Source organism: Buttiauxella ferragutiae (assembly GCF_022637515.1).
Taxonomy (GTDB): domain Bacteria; phylum Pseudomonadota; class Gammaproteobacteria; order Enterobacterales; family Enterobacteriaceae; genus Buttiauxella; species Buttiauxella ferragutiae.
Window position 1 is genome coordinate 2,302,383 of the sequence record NZ_CP093332.1, and the last position, 19,043, is coordinate 2,321,425.

At 49.8% G+C, this 19,043-nt stretch carries 17 protein-coding genes; 12 read left to right on the plus strand and 5 right to left on the minus strand.

Annotated features, from left to right (window positions below):
• Positions 1-13: 13 nt before the first annotated feature.
• From cheR to lpxA, 10 genes are all read left to right on the plus strand, one after another.
• Positions 14-880, plus strand: a complete 867-nt coding sequence (cheR, locus tag MNO13_RS10580) for a protein-glutamate O-methyltransferase CheR (protein WP_064545822.1) — start codon at positions 14-16, stop codon at positions 878-880.
• Positions 877-1,926, plus strand: coding sequence for a protein-glutamate methylesterase/protein-glutamine glutaminase (locus tag MNO13_RS10585; RefSeq protein WP_237932373.1), 1,050 nt, complete (start codon positions 877-879; stop codon positions 1,924-1,926). Before cheR ends, MNO13_RS10585 begins: the two co-directional genes overlap by 4 nt.
• 17 nt (positions 1,927-1,943) lie before the next feature.
• On the plus strand, positions 1,944-2,333 hold the full coding sequence (cheY, locus tag MNO13_RS10590; RefSeq protein WP_064545825.1) for a chemotaxis response regulator CheY: 390 nt from the start codon (positions 1,944-1,946) through the stop codon (positions 2,331-2,333).
• A 10-nt stretch (positions 2,334-2,343) separates the two neighbouring features.
• Positions 2,344-2,988, plus strand: coding sequence for a protein phosphatase CheZ (cheZ, locus tag MNO13_RS10595; RefSeq protein ID WP_064545826.1), 645 nt, complete (start codon positions 2,344-2,346; stop codon positions 2,986-2,988).
• Between the two features lie 165 nt (positions 2,989-3,153).
• Positions 3,154-4,305 carry a flagellar biosynthesis protein FlhB gene (flhB, locus tag MNO13_RS10600; RefSeq protein ID WP_064545837.1) on the plus strand — a complete coding sequence of 384 codons (1,152 nt, stop codon included), beginning with the start codon at positions 3,154-3,156 and terminating at the stop codon, positions 4,303-4,305.
• Positions 4,298-6,379: a flagellar biosynthesis protein FlhA gene (flhA, locus tag MNO13_RS10605; protein ID WP_133521664.1), complete on the plus strand. Its 2,082-nt coding sequence runs from the start codon at positions 4,298-4,300 to the stop codon at positions 6,377-6,379. The genes flhB and flhA overlap by 8 nt, the downstream gene beginning before the upstream one ends.
• Entirely contained in the window at positions 6,379-6,771 is a 393-nt protein-coding gene (gene flhE / locus MNO13_RS10610) for a flagellar protein FlhE (RefSeq protein ID WP_064545841.1), read from the plus strand. Before flhA ends, flhE begins: the two co-directional genes overlap by 1 nt.
• A 268-nt stretch (positions 6,772-7,039) precedes the next feature.
• Positions 7,040-8,629 carry an MFS transporter gene (locus MNO13_RS10615; protein ID WP_064545843.1) on the plus strand — a complete coding sequence of 530 codons (1,590 nt, stop codon included), beginning with the start codon at positions 7,040-7,042 and terminating at the stop codon, positions 8,627-8,629.
• A complete protein-coding gene (gene bglB, locus MNO13_RS10620; protein WP_064545845.1) occupies positions 8,629-9,768 on the plus strand; it encodes a beta-galactosidase BglB in 1,140 nt (379 codons plus the stop codon). The genes MNO13_RS10615 and bglB overlap by 1 nt, the downstream gene beginning before the upstream one ends.
• Positions 9,769-10,061: 293 nt before the next feature.
• Positions 10,062-10,853, plus strand: coding sequence for an acyl-ACP--UDP-N-acetylglucosamine O-acyltransferase (gene lpxA, locus MNO13_RS10625; RefSeq protein WP_241939960.1), 792 nt, complete (start codon positions 10,062-10,064; stop codon positions 10,851-10,853).
• Positions 10,854-10,900: 47 nt separating this feature from the next.
• On the opposite strand, the gene argS is transcribed toward lpxA, so the two are convergent.
• The gene (argS, locus tag MNO13_RS10630; RefSeq protein WP_241939961.1) at positions 10,901-12,634 is read right to left on the minus strand and encodes an arginine--tRNA ligase; all 1,734 of its coding nucleotides are present in this window, start codon (positions 12,632-12,634) and stop codon (positions 10,901-10,903) included.
• A 248-nt stretch (positions 12,635-12,882) separates the two neighbouring features.
• Here argS and MNO13_RS10635 point away from each other — a divergent pair, with 248 nt between their 5' ends.
• Positions 12,883-13,449: a VOC family protein gene (locus MNO13_RS10635; RefSeq protein ID WP_064545852.1), complete on the plus strand. Its 567-nt coding sequence runs from the start codon at positions 12,883-12,885 to the stop codon at positions 13,447-13,449.
• On the opposite strand, the gene MNO13_RS10640 is transcribed toward MNO13_RS10635, so the two are convergent.
• Complete coding sequence (locus tag MNO13_RS10640) at positions 13,438-14,580, minus strand: MalY/PatB family protein (protein ID WP_241939962.1); 1,143 nt, start codon at positions 14,578-14,580, stop codon at positions 13,438-13,440. The genes MNO13_RS10635 and MNO13_RS10640 overlap by 12 nt on opposite strands.
• Positions 14,581-14,794: 214 nt before the next feature.
• On the opposite strand from MNO13_RS10640, the gene cutC reads away from it, so the two are divergent.
• Entirely contained in the window at positions 14,795-15,544 is a 750-nt protein-coding gene (gene cutC, locus MNO13_RS10645) for a copper homeostasis protein CutC (protein WP_237930203.1), read from the plus strand.
• Between the two features lie 166 nt (positions 15,545-15,710).
• Here the strand turns inward: cutC and MNO13_RS10650 are convergent, their stop codons facing one another.
• From MNO13_RS10650 to MNO13_RS10660, 3 genes are all read right to left on the minus strand, one after another.
• A complete protein-coding gene (locus tag MNO13_RS10650) occupies positions 15,711-16,970 on the minus strand; it encodes an MFS transporter (RefSeq protein WP_133521662.1) in 1,260 nt (419 codons plus the stop codon).
• Positions 16,971-17,101: 131 nt separating this feature from the next.
• A complete protein-coding gene (locus tag MNO13_RS10655) occupies positions 17,102-18,058 on the minus strand; it encodes a sugar phosphate isomerase/epimerase family protein (RefSeq protein ID WP_241939963.1) in 957 nt (318 codons plus the stop codon).
• Positions 18,059-18,066: 8 nt separating this feature from the next.
• Positions 18,067-18,771 carry a GntR family transcriptional regulator gene (locus MNO13_RS10660; RefSeq protein ID WP_064545860.1) on the minus strand — a complete coding sequence of 235 codons (705 nt, stop codon included), beginning with the start codon at positions 18,769-18,771 and terminating at the stop codon, positions 18,067-18,069.
• Between the last annotated feature and the right edge of the window lie 272 nt (positions 18,772-19,043).

A 19,043-nucleotide genomic window follows, 5' to 3' on the forward strand; every position in this document is an offset into this window, starting at 1 on the left:
TCAAGAAGGCGCTATGACATCACCACTGTCCAACGGACAAACGTCATTAATGTTACAGATGACACAGCGTCTACCGCTGTCCGACACGCATTTTCGTCGGATCTGCCAGTTGATTTACCAGCGCGCAGGTATTGTGCTGGCCGATCATAAACGCGACATGGTTTACAACCGCCTGGTGCGCCGTTTGCGCACTTTAGGGCTGGAGGATTTTGGGCACTATTTGAGCATGCTGGAAGCCAACGGTATTAATGCCGAATGGCAGGCGTTCATTAATTCCCTGACCACAAACCTGACGGCATTTTTTCGCGAGGGTCACCATTTCCCGATTCTCGCAGAGCATGCGCGTAAACGGAGTGGTGAATACAAAGTGTGGAGTGCTGCGGCCTCGACCGGAGAAGAACCTTACTCCATCGCGATTACGCTCGCCGATGTTATCGGGATGGCGCCGGGGCGCTGGAAAGTGTTTGCCAGTGATATTGACACTCAGGTTCTGGAGAAGGCGCAAAGTGGGGTTTATCGCCAGGATGAACTGAAAACGCTGGCTCCACTCCAGTTGCAGCGCTATTTCATGCGCGGCACCGGGCCACACGATGGGCTGGTGCGCGTACGTAGCGATCTGGCCAGTCATATGGAATTTGCGCCAATCAACCTGTTGGACAAGCAAGCGCCAATTCCTGGGCCATTTGATGCCATTTTCTGTCGCAACGTGATGATTTATTTCGACAAAGAAACGCAACAGCAAATTTTGCAGCGCTTTGTACCGTTGCTTAAACCGGGCGGATTGCTGTTTGCCGGGCATTCGGAAAATTTCAGTAATCTCAGCCGCGAATTTTTGCTGCGTGGGCAGACGGTATATGGACTGAGTAAGGAAAAATCATGACAAAAATAACTGTGCTGTGTGTCGATGATTCTGCCCTGATGCGTCAAATCATGACTGAGATAGTCAACAGTCATGATGACATGGAAATGGTGGCAACCGCGCCAGACCCGCTGGTGGCGCGGGATTTGATTAAAAAATTTAACCCGGACGTACTGACGCTGGATGTCGAAATGCCACGTATGGACGGGCTGGATTTTCTCGAAAAATTGATGCGTCTGCGCCCGATGCCGGTGGTGATGGTGTCATCACTGACGGGGAAAGGTTCGGAAGTCACTTTAAGGGCGCTGGAGTTGGGGGCGATTGATTTTGTCACTAAACCACAGTTGGGGATCCGCGAAGGGATGCTGGCGTACAGCGAAACTATTGCTGAGAAAGTGCGCACCGCGGCCAAAGCCAAACTGGCCGCACGCGCACCAGCGGCGGCACCGATGGCAATCAAAGCCGGGCCATTGCTCAGTTCAGAAAAATTGATAGCCATCGGTGCATCAACTGGTGGTACTGAGGCGATTCGCCATGTGCTGCAACCGTTGCCGCTTTCAAGCCCAGCGGTGCTGATCACCCAACATATGCCGCCAGGTTTTACGCGCTCATTTGCCGACAGGCTCAACAAGTTGTGCCAGATAGCGGTGAAAGAAGCCGAAGACGGCGAACGTGTCTTGCCGGGGCATGCGTACATCGCCCCTGGTGATAAACATATGGAGCTTGCTCGCAGCGGGGCGAACTACCAAATCAAGATTCACGATGGCCCACCAGTGAACCGGCATCGCCCGGCCGTGGATGTGTTGTTCCATTCCGTGGCGAAATTCGCTGGGAGAAATGCCGTGGGCGTGATTCTCACCGGAATGGGGAATGACGGTGCCGCCGGGATGCTGGCAATGCATAAAGCCGGGGCATGGACCATCGCCCAAAACGAAGCAAGTTGTGTGGTGTTCGGCATGCCGCGTGAAGCCATTAACAGTGGTGGCGTTAGCGAAGTGGTCGATTTAAGCCAGATTAGTCAGCAGATGTTGATGAAGATTAGTGCCGGACAGGCAATACGTATTTAACCGAAGGAACTCTATAAATGGCAGATAAAGAACTCAAATTTTTGGTGGTGGATGACTTCTCTACCATGCGTCGCATTGTCCGTAACCTGTTAAAAGAGCTGGGTTTCAACAACGTTGAAGAGGCTGAAGATGGCGTTGATGCGTTGAATAAACTGAATGGTGGCGGCTTTGGCTTCGTGATTTCTGACTGGAACATGCCGAACATGGATGGCCTGGAGTTGCTGAAAACCATTCGTGCCGATGGCGCAATGGCGGCAATGCCAGTGCTGATGGTGACGGCTGAGGCGAAGAAAGAGAACATTATTGCCGCAGCACAAGCCGGGGCGAGTGGTTATGTGGTGAAACCGTTCACCGCCGCCACTCTGGAAGAGAAGTTGAACAAAATCTTCGAAAAGCTCGGCATGTAAGGAGAGGCACATGCACTCATCTACAAACCCCGCGTCAGAGTTAAATTCAACCGGCGATATTATCGTTCGGATAGGTAGCCTGACCCGTATGCTGCGTGATAGCTTGCGCGAACTGGGCCTTGACCAGGCGATTGCTGAAGCGGCGGAAGCTATTCCTGATGCCCGCGACCGTCTGGACTACGTGGTGCAAATGACGGCGCAGGCCGCCGAACGCGCACTGAACTGCGTGGAGCTCGCACAGCCTCACCAGAATAAAATGGAAAGCGATGCCAAAGCATTAACTGGCCGTTGGGACGCCTGGTTTGAAAACCCCATCGAGCTGGGTGATGCCCGTGAACTGGTCACCGATACGCGTAGTTATTTATCTGGCGTCCCGTCGCATACCAGTTTCACTAATGCCCAGCTTCTGGAAATCATGATGGCACAGGATTTCCAGGATTTAACCGGCCAGGTAATCAAGCGCATGATGGATGTTATCCAGGAAATTGAACGCCAGCTGTTGATGGTGTTGATGGAAAACATGCCAGAACTGGATGCCCGAGCAAAACGCCCGGCTGACAGCCTGCTTAACGGCCCACAAATGAACGCCAGCGCGGCGGGTGTGGTGGCAAGCCAGGATCAGGTTGATGATTTGCTGGATAGTTTAGGGTTTTAATTTTTAATAAAAACACCCTGGTCCTTTCCTTCGTTTGCGGGAGAGGGCTGGGGTGAGGGTGTTTTAACGCCGCAAACAAACCCACAAATCCCCCCGTTTTCCTCCCATTAGCTTTATCCCCCTCTGGCATGCTGTGCTGGTAATTGCGGCCATGAGATTGTTGCGGTGTCTGAAGAAAGCGACGACGATAAAACAGAAGCACCCACACCCCACCGACTTGAAAAAGCTCGCGAAGATGGGCAGATCCCCCGTTCCCGTGAATTAACCTCACTGCTGATGCTGCTGGTGGGAATCAGCATTATCTGGCTGGGAGGAGAACCACTGGCACGGCAACTGGCTGCGATGTTGTCAGCTGGTTTGCACTTTGACCACAGCATAATTAACGACCCAAATCTAATCGTCGGCCAGATCAGTTTGTTGATTAAACAGGCGGTGTGGGCATTGTTACCATTGATTTTTGGTTTGGTGATTGTGGCCATTGCCGCACCGATGCTGCTGGGCGGTCTGTTATTTAGTGGCAAATCAATACAGTTTAAGTTCAGCAAAATGAACCCGATCGCTGGGTTAGGGCGCATGTTTTCCGCGCAAGCCGGAGCTGAATTACTCAAAGCCATCCTGAAAGCCATTTTGGTGGGCAGCGTCACGGCCTGGTATTTGCTGCACAAATGGCCGGAAATGATGCGGCTGATGAGTGAACCTCCGTTGGCGGCGTTAGGCCACGCGCTAAATATGGTGGCGGTGTGCGGCATGTTGATTGTGCTGGGGTTGACGCCAATGGTTGGCTTTGACGTGTTTTTCCAGATTTTCAGCAACCTGAAAAAATTGCGCATGAGCCGCCAGGATATCCGCGACGAATTTAAGCAGCAAGAAGGTGACCCGCACGTAAAAGGCCGTATACGTCAGCAGCAGCGGGCAATTGCGCGCCGCCGCATGATGGCTGATGTCCCAAAGGCCGATGTGATTGTCACCAACCCCACACACTATTCCGTGGCGTTGCAGTACGACGAAAACAAAATGAGTGCGCCCAAAGTTCTGGCGAAAGGTGCGGGTTTGGTTGCTCTGCGTATCCGTGAAATTGGCAACGAACACCGTATTCCGATGCTGGAAGCGCCTCCGTTGGCACGTGCGTTATATCGCCACGCGGAAATAGGTCAACAAATTCCCGGCCAGTTGTATTCCGCCGTGGCAGAAGTGTTGGCGTGGGTATGGCAACTGCGACGCTGGCGTGTCGCTGGTGGTTTAATCCCGAAAAAACCTGAAAATCTTCCGGTGCCTGAAGCACTGGACTTTGCAAACGAGAAGGACTCCGATGGCTAATTTGCTCGCTACGTTGCGTCTGCCTGCCACAATGAAATCAGGGCAATGGCAAATTCTTGCCGGGCCGATACTTATCCTGCTGATCTTGTCGATGATGGTGCTGCCGCTCCCCGCGTTTGTACTGGATTTGCTGTTCACCTTTAACATCGCGCTGTCCATCATGGTGCTGTTGGTGGCAATGTTCACCCAGAAGACCCTGGAGTTTGCCGCCTTCCCGACCATTTTGCTGTTTACCACGTTATTGCGCCTGGCGCTGAACGTGGCTTCCACGCGTATCATTTTGATGGATGGTCACACCGGTGGTGCGGCGGCAGGTAAAGTCGTTGAAGCCTTCGGCCACTTCCTGGTGGGTGGGAACTTTGCCATCGGTATCGTGGTGTTCATCATCCTCGTTATCATCAACTTTATGGTTATCACCAAAGGTGCCGGGCGCATTGCCGAAGTGGGGGCACGTTTTGTGTTGGATGGCATGCCAGGTAAGCAGATGGCGATTGATGCCGACCTGAATGCCGGGTTGATTGGTGAAGAAGAGGCCAAAAAACGCCGTTCTGAAGTGACTCAGGAAGCGGATTTTTACGGCTCGATGGACGGTGCCAGTAAGTTCGTACGTGGTGATGCCGTAGCCGGTCTGATGATCATGGTGATTAACGTGGTCGGTGGCTTGTTGGTGGGTGTCCTGCAACATGATATGGCTGTGGGAGCTGCGGCAGAAAGCTATACGCTACTGACCATTGGTGATGGTTTGGTCGCGCAGATCCCTGCACTGGTTATCTCAACGGCGGCAGGCGTCATTGTGACCCGCGTGGCAACCGATCAAGACGTCGGCGAGCAGATGGTGACCCAACTGTTCAACAACCCGCGAGTGATGATGCTCAGTGCGGCCGTGTTAGGGTTGCTCGGCATGGTGCCTGGAATGCCTAACTTCGTCTTCTTGCTGTTCACCGCAGCATTGCTGGCTTTGGCCTGGTGGATGCGTGGCCGACAGATGGAGTCACCTGCAGCGCCAGCGGCTCCCGTGAAACCGCACGAAAACCCGCAGGCAGTTGAAGCGACGTGGAATGATGTTCAGCTCGAAGACTCGCTGGGAATGGAAGTCGGTTATCGCTTGATCCCGATGGTCGATTTCCAGCAAGACGGCGAGTTGTTAGGGCGTATCCGTAGTATCCGTAAGAAATTCGCGCAAGATATGGGCTTTCTGCCGCCGGTGGTGCATATCCGTGACAACATGGATTTGCCGCCAGCGCGTTATCGCATTCTGATGAAAGGCGTCGAAATTGGTAGCGGTGATGCTTATCCGGGTCGTTGGCTCGCCATCAACCCTGGTACTGCCGCAGGTACGCTGCCGGGCGAAACGACCACCGATCCTGCCTTTGGTCTTGCGGCCACCTGGATTGAAAGCGCCTTAAAAGAGCAGGCGCAGATTCAGGGCTTTACAGTGGTGGAAGCCAGTACCGTCGTCGCTACCCACCTGAATCATCTGATTGGACAGTTTGCCCCTGAGTTGTTTGGCCGCCAGGAAGCGCAGCAATTGCTCGACCGTGTCTCGCAAGAAATGCCTAAGCTAACCGAAGATCTGGTGCCTGGGGTGGTGACGCTGACCACACTGCATAAAGTGCTGCAAAACTTGCTGGCTGAAAAAGTCCCTATTCGCGATATGCGCACCATTCTGGAAACCCTCGCGGAGCACGCGCCAGTGCAGAGTGACCCACATGAGTTAACCGCAGTGGTGCGTGTCGCACTTGGCCGCGCGATTACCCAACAGTGGTTCCCGGGGAATGGCGAAGTCCAGGTTATTGGCCTTGATGCAGCGCTGGAACGCTTGTTATTGCAGGCGTTGCAAGGTGGCGGTGGGCTTGAACCGGGGCTTGCGGATCGTCTGCTAGAGCAGGCTCAGGATGCCCTGAAGCGCCAGGAAATGCTCGGCGCACCGCCAGTGTTGTTGGTCAACCACGCATTGCGCCCACTACTGGCGCGCTTCTTGCGCCGTAGCCTGCCGCAATTAATGGTGCTTTCCAGCCTTGAGCTTTCGGAAAATCGTAACATCCGTATGACTGCGACTATCGGAGCGAAATGATGGGTCGCTGGTGGATGCTCATATTTTTACCCTTTATGGCCCATGCCGCAGGCGAAGGGGCATGGCAGGCAAGTGGCGTGGGCGCGACACTCAGCCACCGCGGAGTTGCTGCGTCATCGCGTGCGTTGGCTCCGTCACAAGCGGTAAGTGGCGTAATGACAATGGTCGCCTGGCGCTATGAGTTGATTGGGCCAACGCCCGCAGGATTGCTGGTCAGATTATGCTCGTTGTCGCGCTGCGTTGAGATAGAAGGGCAGAGTGGTAATACGCGCGGGTTAACCAATGTGGCGGCAAATGAACCGCTGCGTTTTGTCTGGGAAGTACCCGGTGGTGGTTCCCTTTTTCCGCCACTAAAGGTCCGTAGTAATCAGGTTATCGTAAATTATCATTAACCCTCAAAGCCGCATTTTGTGCGGTTTTTTCCTTTCAGTACCTCATTTCTAACACTCTCTTTTGATAAAAATAAACCATTGTTTTATAAAATGGTGAGGCAGGTGCCAGGACTCTTTGTGATTTTGCCAATATCCGCCAGGGCATGGCAAAAATGGAAAGGTTTCAATTGCCGGGTCATTTTACCTTAGCTTCCTAAGATTCTCGCAGGCACCAAAAGGCGCCAGAACGAGCAATCTCTTATAACAAAAGCAACGGGGTTTGACGGCAATGAAAACACGTAAGATTGGATTAGCAAACTATCTTGCCTATGGATCGGGCGACTTTCTTGGTGCAGGCACAACTGCGTTGACCGCTGCATGGCTACTCTATTTCTATACTACTTTCTGTGGACTGACACCGATTGAGGCGACATTCATTTTCGCCCTGGCCCGCGTGCTTGATGCGGTCGTCAGTCCGTTGATGGGCTTTCTGACCGATAACTTTGGTTCAACCTGGCTTGGTAAACGTTTCGGTCGCCGTAAGTTCTTTATTCTGCTCGGCATCCCATTAGTCTTCAGCTACAGCTTCATGTGGGTTGGTGAGATGAGTTACTGGTATTACCTGGTAACCTATCTGATTTTTGACGTGGTCTACACCATGATTCTGGTGCCTTACGAAACACTGGTACCGGAAATGACAGATGACTTTAAGCAGAAAACGAAATTCTCCGGTGCGCGTATCTCAATGGCACAGTTGTCGGCAATTCTTGCCGCATTCCTGCCGGGTATTCTGTTAAGTCACTTTGGTAAAGACAACGCGATTTCCTTCTTCTACTCAAGCCTGGTCTTCGCTTCAATCTGCGCAATTGTACTAACTCTGGTGTGGTTCTTTACCTGGGAACGCCCGCGTAGCGAGTGGACGGAAGCCGCACTGCGCGCCGAAGAAGAGAAGAAAAACCTGACCTTTGCTCAGAGTATGAAACGTTTGAACGTTGAGCTTACCTCAACGTTGCGAGTGAAGATTTTCCGTCAACACCTCGGTATGTATCTGGGCGGCTACATCGCGCAGGACGTGTTCAACGCCGTGTTTACCTATTACGTGGTGTTTGTGTTGATGCAAAGTGCAGCGATGGCATCCAGCCTGATGGGTACGATGGCCATTCTGCAATTTGTCGCGGTTATCGGCATGATCCCGCTGTGTATTAAGTACGGCCCGGCACCTTCTTACCGTTTAGTGGTGACATTGTTCGGCATGAGCTCCATTTCTTTCGCGGTGCTGTATTACGCCGGTTTAAGCGACGTCTTCTCGTTGCTGTTGCTGGTTTCTGCACTTGCTGGTCTGGGCCGCGGCGGTATCAACTACGTACCGTGGAACATCTACACTTACATTGCAGATGTGGACGAAGTTATTACCGGCCAACGCCGTGAAGGTATCTTCGCCGGGATTATGACTCTGACGCGTAAAGCCTCTCAGGCTGGTGCGGTGATGCTGGTGGGTATTGTGATGCAGTTTTCCGGTTTTGTTTCCGGGCAGACCACGCAGCCACCTGCGGTAAGCCATACCATTTTAATGATTCTGAGTTTTGGTACGGTCGCGGTACTGATTTGCGGTTTCTTAATTTCCTTACGCTTTAAATTGAATATGCAAACTCACAGTGTGCTACGTGAAGAAACAGCGAAGATGCGTGAGGCTGGCCGCGCGGTGCCGGAAGCAATTACCCCAGAAGCGCGAGCGACTGTAGAACTGCTGGCAGGCATGCCATATGACTCGCTATGGGGCAACAACAATATTGGTTATCTCAATCGTAACAAGCCTGCAGCACCATCGTTGAAAAAGGCTTCAGCATTAAATTCGAATACATCACAGAGGTTAAGTTAATGATCATTTATCCCGTCAAACACAGCCCATTACTGTGCCAGCCGGAGCATTTTATTGCCCGGGATGAGCTTAATACCCTGATCCACAAGGTGACGGACAATCTGATTAATATTAAGGATGAAACGGGCCAATTCTTGCTGCGTCTGGATGACGGACGAGTCATTGATACCAAAGGCTGGGCAGGTTGGGAGTGGACTCATGGGGTCGGCTTGTACGGCATTTATCAATATTATCGTCAGACTGGCGATAAGAAGATGTGTGAGATTATTGATGACTGGTTCACCGACCGTTTTGCTGAAGGTGCAACCACCAAAAACGTCAATACTATGGCGCCATTCCTGACGCTGGCGTATCGCTACGAAGAAACGCGCGATCCGTCCTATTTACCGTGGCTGGAAAGCTGGGCGGAGTGGGCGATGTACGAAATGCCGCGCACCGAACACGGTGGCATGCAACACATTACGCTGGCGGAAGAAAATCATCAGCAAATGTGGGATGACACGCTGATGATGACCGTGTTGCCGCTGGCGAAAATTGGCAAATTGCTTAATCGCCCGGAATATGTCGAAGAAGCAACTTATCAGTTCCTGCTGCACGTACAGAACTTGATGGACCGTGAAACCGGGCTGTGGTTCCACGGCTGGAATTACGAAGGTAACCATAACTTTGCTCAGGCGCGTTGGGCGCGTGGCAATAGCTGGCTGACCATTGTGATTCCTGACTTCCTTGAGCTTGTCGATTTGCCAGAAAATAACGCGGTGCGTCGTTATCTGGTGCAAGTACTGGAAAGCCAGGTGGCTGCGTTGGCAAAATGCCAGGATGAGAGCGGTTTGTGGCACACCTTGCTTGATGACCCAAATTCCTATCTGGAAGCGTCAGCGACGGCAGGTTTTGCCTACGGCATTCTGAAAGGTATCCGTAAGCGCTATATCGGCAAACAGTATGCCGAAGTGGCGGAAAAGGCGATGAAGGGTGTTGTGAAAAATATCTCGCCAGATGGGGAGTTGTTGCAGGTTTCATTTGGTACGGGAATGGGCAGTAATCTGGAGTTCTATCGCCAGATCCCACTGACGTCTATGCCATACGGCCAGGCGATGGCGATCCTCTGTCTGGGTGAGTATCTGCGCATTTATCTGTAAGTTCATCGTGCAGGCCTGGGGAACCGGGTCTGCAATTTTTCATAAAATCAAATAGACTCGTCATTACTGCAAAGTTCCGCCAATTTAATAATAAATAAATGGCGTATTGTGTCGCGCATTTCATTATTATTCATGTCGTCGATAAGCCTTCCACTGCTTTCCCCCCTTAACGATATTCGAATGGCGAGGCTGCGCTTCCCGTTCATCTCTCCCTGCTTGTTAATCCACGTTCTGGATTAATAATTAACCGATGCTGGCGTTGTTTTTGCTGTGCCTTCATCAGGAAACATTTGATGTCAATTTCCCCGTTAGCTCGGGTGGCCAGTAACAGTGTGGTTGAGCCTGGTGTTGTGCTCGGCGCTCACGTGAGCATTGGTCCATTTTGTGTTATTTCCGCAGGTGTAGTTATTGGCGAGGGAACCATAGTCGGCTCGCATTCTGTCATTAATGGGCTTACCACCATTGGGCGCGATAACACTATTGGTCAATATGCTTCTATAGGTGAAGTTAATCAGGATCTTAAATACGCTAACGAACCGACAAAGCTAGTCATTGGTGACCGTAATCAGATTGGCACAAAATCCACACTTCATCGCGGCACAATTCAGGGGCAAGGTACCACCTTGATTGGCAATGACAATCGCTTTCTCGATGGTGTTCACATCGGCCATGATTGCGTAGTGGGTAACGGCACGTTGATGGGCGACAACAGCGGATTGGCCGGGCATGTGATTCTTGATGATGGGGCGCAGGTTGGTTTCCTGTGTGCCATTCACCAGTTTTGTGTGTTGGGCGCACATGCCAGAGTGGCAGACCAGTCGGGCGTGGTGCAGGATATTCCACCATTCGTGATGGCCTATGGTAACCATGCGAGTCCTACCGGCGTAGATGTTAATGCAGCAGCCTTTCTGGCATTAGAAGCCAGGCAGCAGGATTTTGTGCATACGCTTTATGGCATGCTGTATCAGCAGTCTTTATCGATTGATGAAGTGAAGATCGCGGTAAAAGCATCGCTCAGCGATTTCGCTATTGCGGCTGTTTATGAACGGTTTTTTGCGCATTCAGCGCGTGGGATTATTCGTTAAACTCATTCAAAGCAGGCTCGCCGTATAAAACGGCGAGCCTTGTACTGTTACATACGTTCTACGGTTTCGATACCCAGAGTATCCAGACCTAATTTCAGCGTTTTCGCTGTCAGCAGCGCCAGTTTCAGGCGGCTGTTACGTGCTTCTTCAGAGTCTGCGGCCAGAATTGGGCAGTGCTCATAGAAACCAGAGAACAGACCGGCAACATCGTACAGATAAGTACACATCACATGCGGCGTACCGTCACGCGCAACCACATTCAGCGTTTCTTCGAATTGCAGCAAACGTGCCGCCAACTGGGCTTCACGATCTTCACGAATCACGACTGGCGCTTTTAGCAGTTCTGTTTCGTCGATAGCGGCTTTGCGGAACACGGAAAGCACACGTGTGTAGGCATACTGCATATACGGCGCAGTATTACCTTCAAAGGCCAGCATGTTGTCCCAGTCGAAGATATAGTCGGTGGTACGGTTCTTCGAAAGATCCGCATATTTCACCGCACCAATACCGACTGCATTTGCCAGCGCTTCCAGTTCGTCAGCAGGCATATCCGGGTTTTTCTCAGTCACCAGGCGGCGTGCGCGTTCCAGCGCTTCATCCAGCAGGTCGGTCAGTTTTACGGTGCCACCGGAACGGGTTTTGAACGGTTTGCCGTCTTTGCCCAGCATCATGCCGAACATATGGTGCTCTAACGGTACAGAATCTGGCACGTAACCGGCTTTGCGCACGATGGTCCACGCCTGCATCAGGTGCTGGTGCTGGCGGGAGTCGATGAAGTACAGCACGCGGTCAGCATGCAGGGTTTCATAACGATATTTCGCACACGCGATATCGGTCGTGGTGTACAGGTAGCCGCCATCCTTTTTCTGGATGATGACGCCCATCGGCTCACCTTCTTTATTCTGGTATTCGTCGAGGAAGACCACGGTTGCGCCTTCGCTTTCAACCGCCAGACCTTTTGCTTTCAAGTCAGCGACAATGCCCGGCAGCATTGGGTTGTACAGGCTTTCACCCATCACGTCGTCGCGGGTCAGGGTCACGTTCAGGCGCTGGTAAGTAATTTGGTTTTGCGTCATGGTCACATCGACCAGTTTGCGCCACATGGAGCGGCAGTATTCATCACCGCCTTGCAGTTTCACCACATATGCACGAGCGCGTTCGGCAAATTCAGCATCTTCGTCGTAATGCTTTTTCGCGGCGCGATAAAACTCTTCGAGATCGGACAGCGCCATTTCACCGGCATTTTCTTGCTGCTGTTTTTCGAGATACGCGATCAGCATGCCGAACTGCGTACCCCAGTCACCAACGTGGTTAGCGCGGATAACTTTATGGCCGAGGAATTCCAGAGTACGCACCGCAGCATCACCAATGATGGTGGAACGCACGTGACCGACGTGCATTTCTTTCGCCACGTTTGGCGCAGAGTAATCAACCACCACGGTTTTCGGTTCGGAAATGGTCACGCCTACGCGATCTGAGCTGACTGCCGCATCGACACTTTTCGCCAGGAATTCCGGGTCGAGGAAAATATTGATGAAGCCAGGGCCGGCGATTTCAACTTTGCTGGCAATGCCGGTCAAATCCAGATTCGCAATCACCAACTCTGCGACTTGTCGTGGTGGCTTGCCCAGTGATTTCGCAACTGACATCACGCCATTGGCCTGATAGTCGCCGAACTGAACTTTTGCTGACTGACGAACTTGCGGTTCGCAATCCGCAGGCGCACCTGCGGCAATCAGTGCCTGACTGACTTTATCTGAGAGAAGAGCCTGAATATTCACCGGGATACCTTACTTTTGCTTATGGCAGCCGTTAATTTACAGCAGCCGTATCGTTGGGGATAAAATTAGGGCGTAAGTATAACTGTATTTAATCCCTTGAGTCAGCAAAAGCCTTGCCCAGTGCGCCCTGTACTACTCTTAACGGTATAGGGTTTAACCATTCAGAAAATTAGCCGCCCAATGGGTGTTGGTGATGCTGAATGAAAAAGGTAGATTAGCCCCCATTCGTGATTTGAGAGGATAGGGCGATGGCCAACTGGCAGACAATTGAACAACTGAATGATATTTCAGCGGATCTCCCGCGTTTTACCGAAGCGTTAGCTAACCTTGCTGCGCGCCTTGACCTGGAAATAGCTCCGCTTGACGCCGATCACATTTCATTGCGTTGCCATCAAAATACAACGGCTCAACGTTGGCGCGAAGGTCTGGAAAAATGTGGGACGTTGCTTTCAGAAAATATCATTAATGACCGGCCAATTTGCCTGTTTAAGCTCGATGAACCGATTTGTGTTGCACACTGGAAATTTAGCGTCGTTGAACTGCCGTGGCCGGGTGAAAAACGCTACCCGCATGAAGGTTGGGAACATGTGGAAATTGTGCTGCCGGGCGAGCCTGCAACACTGAATGCGCGGGCGCTGGATTTAATGTCTGACGCGGGGTTGCGCCAGACGGGAATTTCGGTGAAAACCAGTTCGCCAAAAGGTGAACGTGAACGCTTGCCAAACCCAACACTGGCGGTCACGGACGGCAAAGTGACCATCAAATTCCATCCGTGGAGTATTGAAGAGATTGTTGCCAGTGAGCTAGCGGATTGATTGTACAGCCGCCTTCATTCGTTTAATCGCTTCTTCAAGGTTTGCCGATGTGCAACCGAAGTTAATCCGCACGAATTTTGCCTCGCCAAAGTCGGTGCCTGGCGAGAAGCCCAGGCCGGCTTTCTGGAAGAACAACGTAGGGTTGTCGACCGGTAAAGCCGTTGCATCCACCCATCCCAGATAAGTCGCTTGCGGTGTTGCCATGGTCAAACCAGGTATATTGTTAATCGCGCTTACCAGGCGGTCGCGGTTGCAACGCAAATACGGTAATAACTCCTGCAACCAGGATTCGCCATCACGCCAGGCTGCGGTCGCGGCGGTCAATGCCAGCACATCAACACTCGGCACAATGCCATCACGCGTGGTATTGAATTGCTTACGTAATTGCGGGTCAGGGATAATCGCCAGTGATGCGCCAAGACCAGCGATATTAAAGGTTTTGGATGGCGAGAGCAGGGTAATGGAACGTTGTTCAGCGTCTGCACTCAGTGTTGCGAAAGGAATATGTTTCGCATCAGGATCGAGTAACAAATCACCATGGATCTCATCCGAACAGACAATTAAATCATGGCGTTGTGCAAACTCGAGTTGCTGCTGCAATTCTTCGCGACGATAAACGGTACCGCCAGGGTTTTGCGGATTACACAGCATCAGCAGTTTTTCTTTGCCGGTGAGCAAGGGTTCGAGTGACGGTAAATCTATAATCCAGCGGCCATTTTCCAGACGTAATGGCGCATTGAGCTGTGGACGCTGGGCAAAAGCGGATGATTTTCTAAACGGGGGATAAATTGGCGTGGGTGCAATCGTTGATTCATTCGGTGAGGTGAAGGCTCTGACACTTAAATTCAGCCCTGCAACCACGCCGGGCAAAATGACAATCCACTCAGGTTTAATCTGCCATTGATAGCGGCTAGCCATGCGTTCAATGACCACTTCTATTAACTCTTGTGGCCTGACACTGTAGCCGAAAACGCCGTGTTCAACCCGCTGATGGAGCGCATCGAGGATACAAGGAGGTGAGCGAAAGTCCATATCCGCCACCCACATTGGTAAAACTTCATCACCATATTTATTCCACTTCGAGCTGTCGCTGTGACGACGGTCGATGCCTTCATCAAAATTGAATGCCATGATTATACTCGTCATATTTCAAGTTGCAGGGGGGTTGGCTGCTCTCAATTATCCGAATCACTTATTCAAGTAAGCTCATCGGATAATCTCCTTTGCCGCCTACCTGCAACTCGAACTATTTAGAGTAAGGCTACCTTTTTGGGAGCGTCGTTTCAGATTATCATTCTGAACCTGTGGCACAACCACCAGGCTGAAGATTTTTAAGGAGTAATCAATGCCTTTGCTTGAGATATGTTGTTATGGAATTGACTGTGCAGTCACGGCGCAACAAGCAGGAGCGGACAGAATTGAGTTGTGTGCCGCGCCAAAAGAGGGGGGCTTGACCCCGTCTGCGGGCGTGTTACGCCAGGTGAAGCAACGAGTTTCGATCCCCGTACATCCAATTATTCGCCCGCGCGGCGGCGATTTTTGTTACACAGATGCTGAATTTGAAACCATGCTCGAAGACATCGCGTTCGTGCGTGAATTGGGGTATCCGGGGTTGGTTATCGGCATGCTCGATGGTGAAGGGCATATTGATGTTCCTCGCATGAAGCGGGTGATGGAACAAGCTCAAGGAATGGCGGTAACGTTCCACCGTGCGTTCGATATGTGCCATAACCCTCATCAGGCGCTGGAGCAATTAACCGAATTGGGCGTGGCACGCATCCTGACTTCAGGCCAGCAGCAGAATGCTGAACTAGGACTTTCACTACTAAGGGAACTAAAACAGCTTTCCCGTGCTCCAATAATAATGGCGGGTGCAGGCGTCAGGCTGAGCAACTTGAAAAAGTTTGTCGAAGGCGGCATTGATGAAATGCATAGCTCTGCCGGGCAGACAGTGGCTTCACCGATGCGTTACCGTAAAGCGGGTGTATCAATGAGTGCTGATGCCGAAGCTGATGAATTTAACCGTTACTGCGTTGATGGTGACGTGGTGGCTGCAATGAAGGCCGTGTTGGTTGCAAGTGAGCCTGCAACTTGAAAGATGAAGGCTGAAAGTTTTTGACCGTGCATCATGTTGCCCATGTGATGCTCGCTCGTACCAGGCCCCAGCGTATTGCTGGGGCTTTTTTTATTTATATCTATAAGCTTATTTTCTATTTCTCGTCATAAATACAGTTGATTTTTGAGAAATAATAAATGGAAAACTAAGATTGTGCGGATGTTATTTCTAATACCGCTTTTTGCTTCTTAATTCTTCTGGCGAGAACTGTAGAGCACACGAAGCCAAGCAGGCTGAAGGTTACCATCATGCTAAATACATAATTATATCCGGTAATTCCTTTAAAATTATCCAGAAGAGCACCGTATAGGGTATAAGCAAACATTGCTGGCATGTAACCTATGATGCAACCAAATGCCATTGCTGAACCACTATACTGACGTGATATTCCGATCTCATCCATCGGAGCAAAGAATATCGCACGTTGGGAAAATATTATTGCGCCAAATCCTAACGTTACCGCCATACCTACATAGACATTCATGGATTGGTGAGGTAACTGAATGAAGCAAATCATGGCAATAGCAGCGAGCAGGAATGTCCACTTCAAATAGACTGTCGGAGATTTGGTTACTTTATCGGCAAGGAATCCACCAATAGGACCACCGACCATTTTTAACGCATATTGGTTGATGATACCGTAGGCCCCAACAAGGGCAACGGGTAACATATAGATATCCTTTAAGAAAGGAATGAAATAAGTTAATCCACAGTAAGCCGCATATACAAAGAATATGCCAAATGCAGCCAGCCAGACGTTTGCACAGGAAAGGACATGCTTGATACCTCTGATGACTTCCATATTCGCATTGCTGTTATCCTGAGTGGTAACTTTGTCATCATCATCAACAATGAAGTATGTAACAACACCTACAGCAAGTGTTATTAGCGTGTAGAAAAGTAGACCAGCCTGCATGCCTGCTTTTCCCTCGCCGAATTGAACAAAAATAAACAATGCTCCTGATGCGACAATGACATCCACTACGCCACGTCCAGCCTCAAGAAAACCAAACATTCGTCCTTGTTCTTCTTTATTTCCCAGCAGGCGTACCGCTTTTAATAACACGGGCCAGAAAATAACATCCCCAAAGAAGGCCATTGCCGCAAAGCAAAGCAGGAAGCCTGTAAATGAAGGCAGGGTTGATAAATACAACCCACATAGTCCAACACCAATCAATCCAAAGGGTAACAGTATTTTCTTAGAGTAGCGGTCAGCAATATAAAGAGAAAGAAATAGTCCTGTTGTCTGGACTATTGTATATACAGTAAAACCAAGACCAATCTGTGTGTTAGTTAAACCCCAATCATTTTGCATTGGGACGTAAAATACATCCTTCATACTTGAAAGCTTAAATATCGTTCCACCGCCAAGGACTAAAAAACACAGTCGTGCCCACTTGTTCATGAACATAATTATTCCTTCACTTACATAGAAGCGTAGAGAGATTAACTTTCTATATTCACGATTGAGCAATGTCACTGTGATTAGAAAGTTATGTAAATTGTGCCTGTGATGTTGATTGGAAATACTTTAAATTATTTTTCGTTAATAAATTTATTACATATATTTCTGACGTAGTGTATTTGCTCTATTGCGTGTTCTGCTTCCTGAGCAAGGCGTTCATCAACTTTATCGGTTTCAGGAAGTGGCGTATAACTTGCGGTTCTCCAGGGTATCCATGGATTATCGCCTTCATCATCGAAACGGAAAGCAGGGGCGAAGTATTCGACTTCTTCCTCCAGTCCGAAAGAAATTACCTGGGGCTTATCTTCTCCAAGCAGCAGTAACTCCCTGAGCATGTCTTCCATTGGTAATTCCCCATACCCCGAGCGGCATGCTTCATGCGCCCATCCGGAATTATCCTTAATGATTTTGGCATCTTTTACATGTACTTGTGTTATATAAGGAGCCATTGCGCGTAGGGCGTCGAGTGGTTTTTCGTTAGCATTGATCATATTGCCAAAATCAAAAAGAATTGAGAGATTCTTCATCCCGCTATGTTTTACTAAGCTGACCAGTTCCTCCCCTTTCAAATCTTCATGCTGCTCAATTGTGAATGTTAAGCCGCAATCATCAAATTGAGATAAGTATTCTATATCCAGGCTTATTTTTTTCATTACATCTTGCAGATGCCCTTCATAGCGAGGATAAAAACGTACTGATGATGCGCCGGTCAGGTTGGCAATCCTGATGGCATCATTAAGAGTTTTTTGATCAGAAGCGCTTGTCTCAATATTAACATCAAGACCGTAGTTTTCTGCTTTCTTCCTGAAATCAATTAACTGAAGGTCACTCAGCATTTGTAATGCCTGAGACTCACCATCTTCAACATGAATTTTCACACCCCGTAATTGGTTCTGATGTGCGATATCCAGTAGATCTCCTGGCAAAATTTGTTCGTAACGCATATTTAAATGAAATGCGTAGGCATGTAAATATAGGGGGATATTCCTGGCTCGCTCAGCAAGGCAGACTCTTTCAGATGTTTTCATTTTTACCCTCATTCATCCTGGATATATAGCTCAACGGACTCCAATCTCCAGTATTCGAAGTCAACTTGAACGACTCTTTTTTCACGCGTTGCCCGATGCTTTTCAACCAGAATAACGAACGAATTTGGCGCAACACCTAATTCCTTGCATGCCTGGTCGGGTATTTTTACGGGCTTAAATAGCATGCTTTTTATACTCAAAAACTGGCCATATTCTTTTTCCCAGACATCTGCAAATGACTGATTGTTTATTTTTTTGATAAAGTCAGGGGCAAAGTCAGCATCAATATAAGACTCGTGATAAAAAACTTTGTGCCCATCAAGGCCACACCAGCCAGTAACTCGATAACTGCGAGAATTATCTGAGAAAGCCTTTGCCACATTAAGGGGGGGCACTTCGCACTGTTCTTCTTCCAGGTATCCCCAAAATGGTTGCCGCCCCTGCGCCCGGGCTTCTGCATTAAAGCTGGACTGTGCTTTAGGGTTATAGATGAATCGCTTGGGGGCAATAAACCAGCCGCTACGATTTTTCCTGAAGATAAGGGATGCAACTTCCAACTCCAGCAAAACTTGCCGTAATGTCATTCTTCGGGTATCCAGCAATTCACATAGTTCCCGCTCTGAAGGAAGCCGTGAACCCGGTGTCAAATTTGTCTCAGATAACCACCTTTCCAGGCGTTCTCTGTTGATATCTACATTGCTTATATTTTTCATTTTTCGCCAGACTGGTATAAACCAATTTTTCCCTACGGTAAGATATTCTGATGAAACGGCAAGTTATTTCTCAAAACATGATCATAATTTGTGCCTTTGATCTCAGATATCGGCATTGTTGAGTAAAGGCTTGATGCTTCTTTCTTTGAATGGGCAGATCCTGTCATCTTTTTCTTCTCAGACTTTTCCTGTGCTCTTTTTTCCCGAAACCCTCCCCGAAACGCGCTTTAATCCTCTGCTAGACTTTAGTTTTATTAATATCCATTAATGGC

Bases quoted from the DNA above. Each gene is read 5' to 3' on its own strand.
- cheR (WP_064545822.1), top strand. From the start codon at position 14: ATGACATCACCACTGTCCAACGGACAAACGTCATTAATGTTACAGATG.
- MNO13_RS10585 (WP_237932373.1), top strand. From the start codon at position 877: ATGACAAAAATAACTGTGCTGTGTGTCGATGATTCTGCCCTGATGCGT.
- cheY (WP_064545825.1), top strand. From the start codon at position 1,944: ATGGCAGATAAAGAACTCAAATTTTTGGTGGTGGATGACTTCTCTACC.
- cheZ (WP_064545826.1), top strand. From the start codon at position 2,344: ATGCACTCATCTACAAACCCCGCGTCAGAGTTAAATTCAACCGGCGAT.
- flhA (WP_133521664.1), top strand. From the start codon at position 4,298: ATGGCTAATTTGCTCGCTACGTTGCGTCTGCCTGCCACAATGAAATCA.
- flhE (WP_064545841.1), top strand. From the start codon at position 6,379: ATGGGTCGCTGGTGGATGCTCATATTTTTACCCTTTATGGCCCATGCC.
- MNO13_RS10615 (WP_064545843.1), top strand. From the start codon at position 7,040: ATGAAAACACGTAAGATTGGATTAGCAAACTATCTTGCCTATGGATCG.
- bglB (WP_064545845.1), top strand. From the start codon at position 8,629: ATGATCATTTATCCCGTCAAACACAGCCCATTACTGTGCCAGCCGGAG.
- lpxA (WP_241939960.1), top strand. From the start codon at position 10,062: ATGTCAATTTCCCCGTTAGCTCGGGTGGCCAGTAACAGTGTGGTTGAG.
- MNO13_RS10635 (WP_064545852.1), top strand. From the start codon at position 12,883: ATGGCCAACTGGCAGACAATTGAACAACTGAATGATATTTCAGCGGAT.
- MNO13_RS10640 (WP_241939962.1), bottom strand. From the start codon at position 14,580: ATGGCATTCAATTTTGATGAAGGCATCGACCGTCGTCACAGCGACAGC.
- cutC (WP_237930203.1), top strand. From the start codon at position 14,795: ATGCCTTTGCTTGAGATATGTTGTTATGGAATTGACTGTGCAGTCACG.
- MNO13_RS10650 (WP_133521662.1), bottom strand. From the start codon at position 16,970: ATGAACAAGTGGGCACGACTGTGTTTTTTAGTCCTTGGCGGTGGAACG.
- MNO13_RS10655 (WP_241939963.1), bottom strand. From the start codon at position 18,058: ATGAAAACATCTGAAAGAGTCTGCCTTGCTGAGCGAGCCAGGAATATC.
- MNO13_RS10660 (WP_064545860.1), bottom strand. From the start codon at position 18,771: ATGAAAAATATAAGCAATGTAGATATCAACAGAGAACGCCTGGAAAGG.